Below are 11,294 nucleotides of genomic sequence, written 5' to 3'. Positions count from 1 at the left end.
CTGCTGATCGGTTCGGCCAATCGTGATCCCGCGGCGTTCGACGACGGTGACAGTTTCCGTATCGATCGTGCCGACAAGTCCGGGCTGGCGAGTTTCGGTGCGGGAGTGCACTTCTGCCTGGGCGCGCACCTGGCGCGGCTGGAAGCGACCGTCGCGTTGCAGGAATTCGCCTCTCGTGTCACCGCTTTCGACATCGTGCCGGACGGCATCCAACGCGTGCATTCGTCCAATGTGCGTGGCTTCGCCCACCTTCCCATCACCGTGGAGACCCGATGAGCCGTCGATGCGAACGAATCCGGATACCCGGGTCGCGAAGCCGGGCCGTGCGGAGCCGGTCATGAGGATCCGGGCCGACCTCGATCTGTGCCAGGGGCACGCGGTCTGTCAGGCCGAGGCGCCGGAGGTGTTCACCGTGCCCAAACGCGGCCGGGTCGAGATCCTCGACGACGTGCCGGACGCCGGTCTGCGGCCCGCCGTGGCGGACGCGATCCGTTACTGCCCCACTCGAGCCCTGTCGATCGCCGACGAAGACGCGACCGACCACTCCCCGAAAGGTACCGACTGATGCCAGCTTTCGACCGCGCCGAGCTCGACGAGATGATCCAGCGCTGGATCGTGGAGAACCAGCGCTGCGAGGAGAAGGGCGACTGGAAGCCGCTCGCGCAGATGTACACCGAGGACGCCACCTACGGCTGGAACTACGGCCCCACCCAGGAGTTCATGGCCGTCGGACGCGACGAGATCCGCGATCTGGCCCTCGGCCAGGAGATGACCGGACTGGAGGGCTGGACCTACCCCTACCAGGAGTTCGTGGTCGACGACCGCACCGGCAACGTCATCGGACTCTGGAAGCAGATCAGCGAGGCCGAGCGTCCGGACGGGCGCAACTACTCGCCCGAAGGGATCGGCGGCAGCTGGTTCCGCTACGGCGGTGACTTCCAATGGTCCTGGCAGCGGGACTTCTTCGACTTCGGCAACGTCTCGGCGATGTTCATGGAGATGATCACGAACAAGGCGCTGACACCGGGCATGCAGAAGCGCATCGAGCGCTCGGTCTCCGGCAAACCGCTGCCCGGCTGGTACCGCATCGGCGAATCCCCCGTCCCGCTGTGGTGACCGACATGACCGCACCACACAGCCGATTCGCCGACCTGGACCGGGACACCCTGGCGGCGCTGGTACCCGAACTGCTCCTGTGCGGGCACCTCATCGACCGCTCCGGCATGGCGCATTCGATCGCCGCGTTCGGCCGGGAGGGCATGACCGAGATCGCCATCGAGGAGTGGCAGGTGGCCAGCCCGGTCTACACCCGGCGCATGCAGCGGGCGCTCGGCTTCGCAGGCGACGGCGTGGAGACCATCTTCAAGGGCCTGCAACTGGACATCGGCGCTCCACCGCAGTTCATGGACTTCCGTTTCCGGGTGCAGGACCACCACCACGGCGAGTTCTGGCTCGACCACTGCGGTGCGCTGGCCGACGTGGAACCGATGGGCGAGGACTTCGTCGTGTCGATGTGCCACGACATCGAAGACCCGACCTTCGACGCGACCGCGCTGGCCACCAACCCGCACGCGCAGGTCCGGCCCATCCACCGCCCGCCCCGCCACCCGGCCGACCGGAAGCCGGTGTGCGCGTGGACGGTCGTCATCGATCCCGGGCACGTGCCGCCGCCGGTGCCGCCCAACGCCGAGCTGGTCGCCGGGTCGGTGGCGGCGGGACTGGAGCTGGCCGCGATCGATCGCGACGACGAGGGACGGCCGGACTACGCGGGCCCCTTGCTCAGCGATGTGCGATTCGCGGACTTCTCCCGCTCCGCGCTGGTGCGTCTCGCCGACGAGGTCTGCCTGCAACATCATCTGCTCACCCTCGGTTTCATGATCGCGGTGCGGGCTCGCACCGACGCCGCCGCGGCGCTGGAGATCGGACGCAAACAGTTCGCGGGGATCGCCGGGCTCACCAGTGAGCGCCTGCGCAACTGCCTCGGCCTCGGTGCCGACGCCGCCGCGCTCGCGACGGTACTGCGGCTACATCCCGCTCTGAATCCATTGCCCTACACCGGTATCGAGATCGCGGACAGCGGCGACACGGTCACGGTGACGTTCCCGGCCGCGAGCGGTGCGCACACCGACGCAGCGTGGCCGTCGATGCTCGACCCCGAGCACCTTCAGCCGCTGAACGCCCTGGTCCGCGGCGTGAACCCGCGTTTCTCCGCCGAGGTCGTCGCGGTGGGCGCGGACGGGTGGCGCGCGGCCGTCACGCTCGGCGACAAGGCGTTCCGGGAGACGACGGAGGTCGCGCTGACCCGATTCAGCACCGGCGCCGCCTTCACCTTCACCGACCGGGGGATCCCCCTTCCGCTCACCGTCGTGTGACAGCCCCACCCAGAGATGGAACGAGATGGCCAACAACTTCGCCGACCTCTTCGAGCACTCCGTGGACGCCATGCCCGAGCGGGTGGCGCTGATCCAGTCCGGCCGCCGCGTGACCTACCGTGCGCTCGACGCCCGCGCCAACCAGCTCGCACACCATCTGGCGAGGCTCGGCGTCGGCGCGGGAACGCACGTGGGTTTCCAGATGCACAACAGCATCGAGACGATGGAGACGCTGATCGCGTGCTTCAAGCTCGCCGCCGTGCCGATCAACATCAACTACCGGTACGGCGTGGCGGAACTGGCCTACGTCTACGCCAACGCGGATCTCGAGGTGCTCGTGCACCACTCCTGTTACGCCGCAGCCGTCCAGGAAGCCCGGACGACCGCGTTACGGCACACGCTCTGCGTAGCCGACGAGTTCAGCGACGCGGATTCCGCGTCTCCGGGCTACGAAGCCGCCCTCGCCGGTGAGCCGACGGACCGCCCGGTGGTCCGCCGCGGTCCCGACGACCTGTTCATGATGTACACCGGCGGGACGACCGGCATGCCGAAGGGCGTCATGTGGCGGCAGGAGGACATGTGGCGGGTCCTCGGCGGCGGCATCGACTTCTACACCGGTGAACCGGTCGCCGACGAGTTCCAGCAGTCCCGCACCGGCGCCCAGGTCGATCCGAGCGCCTGGCTGGTGCTGCCACCGCTGATCCACGCCGCGGCCATGATGCCCACCTTCACCGCGCTGTGGTCGGGCAACACCGTGATCTTCGAATCCCGCTTCGACGCCGGTAGCGTCTGGCGGACCGTCGCCCAGCAGCGCCCCCAGGTCATGGTGATCACCGGTGACGCCATGGCCAGACCGCTGCTCGAGGCGTTCGAGCGCGAGCCGGTGGACGCCTCGTCCTTGCTGGCGATCGCCTCCGGCGCGGCGCTGCTGTCGCAGCCGGTGAAGAACGCGCTGCTGGAGCTGTTCCCGTGGGCGGTCGTCTCGGACTCCATCGGATCGTCGGAAACCGGTTTCGGCGGTATCGGTTTCGCCCAGAAGCACGACGACCCCGCGCGCGGGCCCCGCGTGCAGACCGGTCGCGGCGCGGTGGTCGTGGACGACGACGGCCACCCCGTCGCGCCGGGTTCGGAAGGCTGGCTGGCCAAGACCGGCAATGTGCCGATCGGCTACTACAAGGACCCCGGCAAGACCGACAAACTGTTCAAGACCGTCGACGGCACACGCATGGTCGTCACCGACGACCGCGCCCGCGCGGAGACCGACGGCTCGATCACGCTGATCGGGCGCGGCAACATGGTGATCAACACCGGTGGCGAGAAGGTGTTCGTCGAAGAGGTCGAAAGCGTGGTGAAGACCCACGACGCGATCTACGACGCGGTGGTGCTCGGCGTGCCGCACGAACGCTGGGGCCATCAGGTCGCCGCCGTGGTGTCGCTGTCCGGAGCCGGGCCGGTGGAGTTCACCGACCTGCACGCGCACGTGCGCAAATTCCTGGCCGGCTACAAGGTGCCCAAACAGATCTGGGTCGCCGACACCATCGTGCGCGCGCCCAGCGGCAAGCCCGACTATCGGTGGGCCAAGCAGTACGTGGGCGGCCGGGGCCCCGACCACAAGGCGGACTGACATGATCCGGGTGATCCAATGGGCGACCGGCGGAGTCGGGCGGGCCGCGATCGAGGGCATTCTCGACCATCCCGATCTGGAACTGGCCGGTGCCTGGGTGCACAGCGCGGACAAGGACGGCGTGGACCTGGGCGAACTGGTCGGCCGTGCGCCGATCGGAGTGCGCGCGAGCACCGATGCCGAGCGTCTGCTCGCCACACCGGCCGAGTGCGTGCTGTACAGCCCGTTCATGGCCGACACCGAGACGGTGCGCGCGATCCTGCGGTCCGGCAAGAACATCGTCACACCGCTGGGCTGGTTCTATCCGCGCCGCGCGGAGCGGCAGCGGTACGACGAGCTGTGCCGGGCCGCCGGAGTCACTCTGCACGGCGCCGGAATCCATCCCGGCGGCATCACCGAGAAGATTCCGCTGGTGGTGTCGGCGCTGTCGGGGGCGATCACCGAGGTGCGCGCCGAGGAATTCTCCGATATCCGCACCTATGGCGCGCCCGACGTGGTCCGGGACTGGATGCTGTTCGGCGCCACACCGGAGCAGGCCGCGACCAGTGTCATGGCGGACGTCCTCGCGGGCGGCTACAGCCAATCGGTGTGGATGATCGCGGAGGCGCTGGGCATCTCGCTCGACGAGCGACTGCGGGTGACGCACGAGACGGCGGTGGCCACCGCACCGATCGACTCGCCGATCGGGCCGATCGCGCCGGGACGCGTCGCCGCGCAACGCTTCCGCTGGCAGGGGACCGTCCGCGGCGCACCGGTGATCACGGCGGCGGTGAATTGGTTCATGGGCACCGAGAACCTCGATCCACCCTGGACATTCGGACCGGCGGGTGAGCGGTACGAGGTCGAGATCGTCGGTGATCCCGGCGCGACGGTGACCTTCACCGGCATGCACGCGCACAGCGCCGCCGCAGGTCTGGCGCGCAACCCCGGCATCGTCGCCACGGCCATGCACTGCGTGAACTCGATTCCCTACGTCGTCGCCGCCGAACCGGGTGTGCGGACCTATCTCGAGCTGCCGCTCGTCGCGGGTCGCGCCGCCGCCTCGTTGCGCGGTGCCGACGGCGCTTCGTCCGCCGCGGCCGATCCCGAACTCGCGCGGCGGACTGCGCCGCGCTGACCGGCTTGCCCGTTTCATCTAGGAGGTAGCAATGGCCGCATCGGCATTACCTGTCGGATTCGATTTCACCGATCCGGCGCTGTGGGAGAACCGAAGTCCGGTGGAGGAGTTCGCGCAGCTGCGCCGGACCGCCCCGGTGTGGTGGAACGCGCAATCCGACGAGACCTCCGGGGGTTTCCGCGACGGCGGCTACTGGGTGGTCAGCAAGCTCGCCGACATCAAGGAGATCTCGAAGCATCCGGAACTGTTCTCCTCGGAGCGGAAAGGGGCGATCATCCGCCTGCCCGGCGACATCACGCCGGAGCAGATGGCGCTCACCGGAGCCCTGCTGGTGAACATGGACCCGCCCAAGCACTCGAAGATCCGGCGGATCATCTCCAAAGGCTTCACGCCGCGGGCGGTGGAGAACCTGCGCGCCGCACTCACCGATCGCGCCGCGCGCATCGTGCACGGCGCCAAGGAATCCGGCGGCGGCGATTTCGTCGAACAGGTGGCCTGTGAACTGCCGTTGCAGGCGATCGCCGAGCTGATCGGCGTGCCGCAGGCGGATCGGCGCAAGCTGTTCGACTGGTCCAATCAGATGCTCAACTACGACGACCCCGAGTACGGCGATCCCGCGACTGCCTCGGCCGAGATCCTCGGCTACGCCTGGAACATGGCCGAGCAGCGCCGCGCCTGCCCGGTGGGCGATATCGTGAGCGAGCTCGTGCACGCCGACCTCGACGGCGAGGCGCTCGGCTCCGACGAGTTCGGCTTCTTCGTCATCCTGCTCGCGGTGGCGGGCAACGAGACCACGCGCAACGCCATCACGCACGGGATGAAGGCGTTCGTGGACAATCCGGAACAGTGGGAGATCTACCGGCAGCAGCGTCCGCGCACCGCGCCCGACGAGATCGTGCGCTGGGCCACGCCGGTGACCGCCTTTCAGCGCACCGCGACCGAAGACCTGGAACTCGGCGGGCAGCGCATCCGGCAGGGCGAGCGGCTCGGCTTGTTCTACAGCTCGGCCAATTTCGACGAGGAGGGCTTCGAGAATCCGTTCACCTTCGACGTCTTGCGCAATCCGAACCCGCACGTGGGTTTCGGTGGCACCGGCGCGCACTACTGCGTCGGCGCGAACCTGGCCAGGCTGGAGATCGATCTGATGTTCAACGCCATCGCCGATGTGATGCCCGATCTGCGGCAGGTCGCCGAGCCGGTGCGGCTGCGGTCGGGCTGGATCAACGGCATCAAGAGCTGGCGAGTGCGCTACGAGTAGGTCCGGGTGCGAGTTCCCCGTCACCCGGTGGCGGGGAACTCGCGCGGGCCCGGCCGTGCCCTCAGCCGTTGCCTTCCTTGCGGCGCCTGCGGTAGCGAACGGTGCACGGTTGCGCGAGTTGCACGACCATCTTGGAGTGGTCGTTGCGGTAGGTCTCCGACGGCTGGGCCATCTCGAACTCCCAGTCCCGCAACAGCAGCGAGAAGATGGCCTTCAACTGCATCAACGCGAACGCCGCGCCGACGCAGCGGTGCCGGCCCGCGCCGAACGGAATCCACGTCCAGCGGTTGACGAGATCGGCCTGGTCGGGATCGATGTAGCGGCTGGGATCGAACGCGTCCGGATCGGGGAAGTCCTCCGGGATCCGGTTCGAGATCGCGGGTGTGGCCGCGACGTGGTCGCCGGGTTCGATGCGGTGCCCGCAGACCTCGAACTCGCCACGGGCCACCCGCATCAGGATGATCAGCGGCGGGTGCAGGCGCAGCGTCTCCTTGAGCACGGACTCCAGGTGCGGGATCTGGCGCAGCGCGCCGAAACTGATGTCGGAGCCGTCGGCGTAGAGCTCGTCGAGTTCGGCGACGACCCGGCCGAGTACCTCGGGGTGGCGCAGCAATTCGATGATCGTCCAGGCCGCCGTGCCGGAGGTGGTGTGATGGCCCGCGAACATCATCGAGATGAAGATGCCGGTGATCTCGCTGGCGCTGAAGCGCGGTTCGCCGTTGTCGCCCGGGATCGAGATGAGCACATCGAGCATGTCCCGGTCGTCCTTGCCGGTCGGCGGGGCGGCGGCCCGGCGATCCATGATCGCCTGGACCAGCTCGACCAGCTCGGCCCGCGCCTGGTCGCGGCGGCGGAAGCTCTCGATCGGGGCGTACGGGTCGACGTAGGCCAGTGCGTCGGTGCCCCGTTCCAGGTCGTGGTAGAGGTGCGCGAAGCGGTCGTCGAGGTCGTTGCGGAATTTCACGCCGATCAGGCAGGCCGAGGAGGTGTAGATGGTCAGTTCGGCGAAGAAGTCGAGCAGGTCGATCTCGCCCTCGTCGCCCCAGCGTGCCAGCATCCGCTCGACCTCGCGGGCGATGGTCGCGGCGTGCCCGCGCATGTGCTCGGCGCGCAGAGCCTGGTTGTGCAGCATTTCCTTGCGGCGTTCCGGGCTCGCGTCGAAGACGACGCCGTCGCCGAAGATGGGCTTCATGAAGGGATAGGCGGCGGCCTGGTCGAGGTCCTCGTCGCCGGAGCGGAAGAAGAATTCGTTGGCCTCCGCGCCCGAAAGCAGGATGACCTGGCGCCCCGCCAGATCGAACGAGCCGACGTCGCCGCACTCCGCGCGGACCCGGCGCATCAGGCCGATCGGGTCGACCCGGAACTCCTCCAGGTGACCGTGCTCGTGGTCGCCTCCGGATACCCGCTGTGGTTTCACCAGAGTCATTGGAAATCCTTCCCCAGATAAGTGTCCAAGTTTTATGATGGACACGTGTCTGGACAGTACTACGGCCAGCGAGCGTCCGGCAAGACACGGGCTACGTCCGCCGTCGCGCAGGCCGGACGCCAGGATCGCGGGTGCCGCCATCGCCGCACAGCCCGCGCCGAGAAGTGATCGGTGGATTCGAAGATGAATGTCGGCAGGCAGGCCATGTCGGTGACGTGGCGGATAGTGCGGTTGAAGGTCGCGGGGGCGGTGCTGATCCTGCTCGTCGCCGCGCTGGTCGCGGTCGCCGTCGCGATGTACGCCGGACGCTTCCGCTCCACGGAGACCGTCACCGTCGAGACATCCCGAACCGGACTGGTTCTGGACCCCGACGCCAAGGTGCGGATGCGGGGGGTGGAACTGGGCCGGGTCAGCGCCGTGGAGTTCCATGGTGACCGGGCGCGCCTGCGTCTCGCGCTCGATCCCGCGCTGCTGCGGCTGGTGCCCGCCAATGCGACGGTGAACATCCGCTCGACCACCGTATTCGGCGCCAAATACGTGAATTTCGTCGTGCCGGGCGTTCCCGCGCCGACGCCCATGCGGCCCGGCGCGACGATCCGCGCGGAATCGGTCACCGTCGAATACAACACGCTGTTCCAGCGTCTCAGCGACATCCTCGCCGCGGTGGAGCCGGGCAAGCTCAACGCCACCCTGGCCGCATTGGGCACCGCACTGCAAGGGCGTGGCGATCGGCTGGGCGATCTCCTGGCTCGCGCGGACGACTACCTGCGGCAGATCAACCCGAGTCTGCCCGCGCTGCGGCGGGACCTGTCGTCTGCCGGTCAGGTCACCGGGCTCTACGCCGACACCACCCCCGATCTGTTGCGCACGGCGGGCAACGCCACCGCGACCGGCGCGACGGTCGCCCAGGGTGCGCAAGACCTGGACGCGGTGTTGCTCGACCTCATCGGCTTGGCCGACACCACCCGGTCGGTGCTCACGGACAACGAGGGGGATCTCACCGCCGTGACCGCGCTCCTGCGGCCCACCAGTTCGCTGCTGGATACGTACTCGCCCGTGCTGTACTGCGTGGTCGTCGGCATCGCGAAAGCTCTTCCCGCGGCCGAAGCCATCATCGGGGGGTACGAGCCGGGAGCAATCTTCAACGCGAGCTTCATGTACGGCGCGCGGCCCTATCGGTATCCCGACGACCTGCCGAAAGTGAACGCCACCGGTGGGCCACGTTGCGACGGGATCCTCGACCGGGTTCCCGGCAGCCACGCCGATTACGTGGTCACCGATACCAACGCGGGCGCGCCGTTCACTCCGTCCAGCGCGGTCGTGCCCAACGCGCCCAAGGTCTTCCAGATCCTTTTCGCGGGCATGCCCGGGGTGCCGCGTTAGCCGACCGCCTCGGTGCTCTGCTCGCGCAGGACGTCGTGCGGATCACCCTGGCCGGTGAGCCGGCCGTCGCGCAACAGCAGGCAGTGGTCGGCGCGCAGGGCGTCCTCGCGGCTGTGCGTGGCGTGCACGACCGTCACGCCCCGCGCGCCGACGCGGCGGATGGCCTCGGAGATCTCCAGCTGTGCGGCGGAGTCCAGGCCGGTGGCCGGTTCGTCGAGCAGCAGCAGGTCCGACTCCTGCGCGAGAGCCTGCGCGAGCAGCGCCCGTTGGCGCTGGCCGCCGGAGAGGGTGTCGAGCCGGCGCTCGCTCAGGTCGGTGATGGCCATCCGGTCGAGGCACGCGCGCACCACCGTTCGATCCTGGCGGGTGAGACGCCGCCAGGCGCCGCGATGCGCCCACCGTCCCATCGCGACTGTGTCCCGCACGGTGATCGGCAGCGTCGCGGGGACACCGCTGTGCTGTACGACGAATGCCGGGCGCCGGAGATGGTGTCGGCGAACGGTTCCCGTGGTCGGCGTGAGGACGCCGGCCAGCACCCCGAGCAGGGTGGACTTGCCGGACCCGTTGGGCCCGACGAGTGCGGTCACCTGTCCGGCCGGGATCGTGGCGGTGAACGCGTGCAGTACCGGTTTTCCGCGGTAACCGGCCGTCACCTCGGCGAGATGGACAGCGGACGGCGGCATGAGCGGACTCCGATCACCTCATTGAAATGAAAACCGTTATCATTGTAGAGTGCTGCCTCATGGAGTGGTTGGCCCCGTTCGAGGTTTCGTTCGTGCAGCGGGCGTTGTGGGGCGGATTGCTCGTGTCGTGCTTGTGCGCACTGGCCGGCACGTGGGTCGTGCTGCGCGGCATGGCTTTTCTCAGCGACGCGATGGCGCACGGCATGCTGCCGGGCGTCGCGATCGCCGCGTTGCTCGGCGGAAACCTGGTGCTTGGCGCGGCATGCAGCGCCGCGGCGATGGCGGTCGGGGTCTCGGTGCTTGGCCGCGGCACCAGGTTCGCCGCCGACACCGGCATCGGATTGCTGTTCGTCGGGATGCTGTCGGCGGGCGTGATCATCGTGTCGCGTTCGCCCTCGTTCGCGGTGGACCTGACCGGCTTCCTCTTCGGTGACGTTCTCGCCGTCGGGGCGCGTGACCTCTGGTATCTGGTCGCGGCCGCGGTGCTCGCGGCGGTGATCTCGGTGCTGGGCTACCGGGCGTTCGTCGCGCTCACCTTCGACCCGCGCAAGGCGCACACCCTCGGGTTGCGGCCCCGGATGGCGAACATCGCCCTGATCGGCCTGCTGACCCTGGCGATCGTCGCGTCCTTCCACATCGTCGGCACGTTGCTGGTCTTCGGTCTGCTGATCGCGCCGCCCGCGGCCGCCGTCTACTGGGTGCATCGCATCCCGCTGATCATGCTCACCGCCGCGGCGCTCGGCGCGCTGTCCACCTTCGCCGGGCTGCTGATCTCGTGGCACGCGAGCACCGCCGCGGGGGCGACCATCGCGGCGACGGCCGTCGCGCTGTTCTTCGTCTCGGCGCTGTCGTCCTGGCTGCGCGAGCGGATCCGCGCCTCCCGCACGACCACGAAACCACTGGCGCTCGGGCTGGTCCTCGCCGTGATCACGCCCCTGATCGGTTGCGCGACAGAACAATCCGAGCCTGCGGAGCCGACGCCGCACGGATACGTGGCGGGCGCGGAGGAGACCGACGAGGCGCAGCCGCGTCTGGTCGTGGCCGACAACGCGACCGGTGACGTGCGGGTGGTCGACCTCGTCACCGAGGACGCGATCGATCTCGGCCGGATGGAAGGCGTCGACCGGATGAGCACCGACGGGCGCTTCGCGTTCCTGTCCGCCGGCGACCGGATGCGGATCTTGGACGCGGGTGCGTGGACGGTCGACCACGGCGATCACGTGCACTACTACCGCGCGCCCGCCCGCGATCTGGGCGTCGGCACCGGCGGCCCGGTGTCGGTCGCGCACGCCGACAGCGCGGTCACGGCGCTCGTTTCCGAGGCGGGTAGCACCACGCTGCTGGACCGGTCCGCGCTCGGCGCGGGGTCGGTGCGCGAGCGCGGCGTGATCGCGGACGCCGCCGCCGTGCCGTACGCCGAGCACCTGCTCG

The 11,294-nt window shown here is 68.9% G+C and carries 11 protein-coding genes; 9 read left to right on the top strand and 2 right to left on the bottom strand.

The window, feature by feature from the left end:
- The 7 genes from NG1_RS34635 to NG1_RS34605 all read left to right on the top strand — a co-directional run.
- The coding region (locus tag NG1_RS34635; RefSeq protein WP_157114421.1) for a cytochrome P450 at positions 1-276 on the top strand (276 nt) is incomplete at its 5' end.
- Between the two features lie 61 nt (positions 277-337).
- A complete protein-coding gene (locus NG1_RS34630; RefSeq protein ID WP_062978071.1) occupies positions 338-565 on the top strand; it encodes a ferredoxin in 228 nt (75 codons plus the stop codon).
- Entirely contained in the window at positions 565-1,116 is a 552-nt protein-coding gene (locus NG1_RS34625; protein WP_062978067.1) for a Cif family virulence factor, read from the top strand. The genes NG1_RS34630 and NG1_RS34625 overlap by 1 nt, the downstream gene beginning before the upstream one ends.
- 5 nt (positions 1,117-1,121) lie before the next feature.
- A complete protein-coding gene (locus NG1_RS34620; protein WP_062978073.1) occupies positions 1,122-2,372 on the top strand; it encodes a hypothetical protein in 1,251 nt (416 codons plus the stop codon).
- Positions 2,373-2,397: 25 nt separating this feature from the next.
- Complete coding sequence (locus NG1_RS34615; protein ID WP_062978065.1) at positions 2,398-3,996, top strand: acyl-CoA synthetase; 1,599 nt, start codon at positions 2,398-2,400, stop codon at positions 3,994-3,996.
- Position 3,997: 1 nt separating this feature from the next.
- The gene (locus NG1_RS34610; protein WP_062978063.1) at positions 3,998-5,113 is read left to right on the top strand and encodes an NAD(P)H-dependent amine dehydrogenase family protein; all 1,116 of its coding nucleotides are present in this window, start codon (positions 3,998-4,000) and stop codon (positions 5,111-5,113) included.
- Positions 5,114-5,144: 31 nt separating this feature from the next.
- Entirely contained in the window at positions 5,145-6,371 is a 1,227-nt protein-coding gene (locus NG1_RS34605; protein WP_062978061.1) for a cytochrome P450, read from the top strand.
- Positions 6,372-6,432: 61 nt separating this feature from the next.
- Here NG1_RS34605 and cyp51 read toward each other — a convergent pair whose 3' ends face one another.
- A complete protein-coding gene (gene cyp51, locus NG1_RS34600) occupies positions 6,433-7,797 on the bottom strand; it encodes a lanosterol 14-alpha demethylase (RefSeq protein WP_062978059.1) in 1,365 nt (454 codons plus the stop codon).
- A gap of 204 nt (positions 7,798-8,001) precedes the next feature.
- Between cyp51 and NG1_RS34595 the strand changes: the two genes are divergently transcribed.
- Complete coding sequence (locus tag NG1_RS34595; RefSeq protein ID WP_062978069.1) at positions 8,002-9,180, top strand: MCE family protein; 1,179 nt, start codon at positions 8,002-8,004, stop codon at positions 9,178-9,180.
- On the opposite strand, the gene aztA is transcribed toward NG1_RS34595, so the two are convergent.
- The gene (gene aztA / locus NG1_RS34590; RefSeq protein WP_062978057.1) at positions 9,177-9,863 is read right to left on the bottom strand and encodes a zinc ABC transporter ATP-binding protein AztA; all 687 of its coding nucleotides are present in this window, start codon (positions 9,861-9,863) and stop codon (positions 9,177-9,179) included. The two genes, NG1_RS34595 and aztA, sit on opposite strands and share 4 nt — an antisense overlap.
- A 59-nt stretch (positions 9,864-9,922) precedes the next feature.
- Between aztA and aztB the strand changes: the two genes are divergently transcribed.
- A partial coding sequence (gene aztB, locus NG1_RS37310) for a zinc ABC transporter permease AztB (RefSeq protein ID WP_157114420.1) occupies positions 9,923-11,294 on the top strand: 1,372 nt, incomplete at its 3' end.

Origin of the sequence: Nocardia gamkensis NBRC 108242, assembly GCF_001612985.1 — a bacterium.
Classification (GTDB): domain Bacteria; phylum Actinomycetota; class Actinomycetes; order Mycobacteriales; family Mycobacteriaceae; genus Nocardia; species Nocardia gamkensis.
Note: the sequence above shows the minus strand (reverse complement) of the source record. Positions and strands in the feature narration are given on the sequence as shown.

Bases quoted from the DNA above. Each gene is read 5' to 3' on its own strand.
- NG1_RS34595 (WP_062978069.1), top strand. From the start codon at position 8,002: ATGTCGGTGACGTGGCGGATAGTGCGGTTGAAGGTCGCGGGGGCGGTG.
- NG1_RS34630 (WP_062978071.1), top strand. From the start codon at position 338: ATGAGGATCCGGGCCGACCTCGATCTGTGCCAGGGGCACGCGGTCTGT.
- NG1_RS34620 (WP_062978073.1), top strand. From the start codon at position 1,122: ATGACCGCACCACACAGCCGATTCGCCGACCTGGACCGGGACACCCTG.
- aztA (WP_062978057.1), bottom strand. From the start codon at position 9,863: ATGCCGCCGTCCGCTGTCCATCTCGCCGAGGTGACGGCCGGTTACCGC.
- NG1_RS34625 (WP_062978067.1), top strand. From the start codon at position 565: ATGCCAGCTTTCGACCGCGCCGAGCTCGACGAGATGATCCAGCGCTGG.
- cyp51 (WP_062978059.1), bottom strand. From the start codon at position 7,797: ATGACTCTGGTGAAACCACAGCGGGTATCCGGAGGCGACCACGAGCAC.
- NG1_RS34615 (WP_062978065.1), top strand. From the start codon at position 2,398: ATGGCCAACAACTTCGCCGACCTCTTCGAGCACTCCGTGGACGCCATG.
- NG1_RS34610 (WP_062978063.1), top strand. From the start codon at position 3,998: ATGATCCGGGTGATCCAATGGGCGACCGGCGGAGTCGGGCGGGCCGCG.
- NG1_RS34605 (WP_062978061.1), top strand. From the start codon at position 5,145: ATGGCCGCATCGGCATTACCTGTCGGATTCGATTTCACCGATCCGGCG.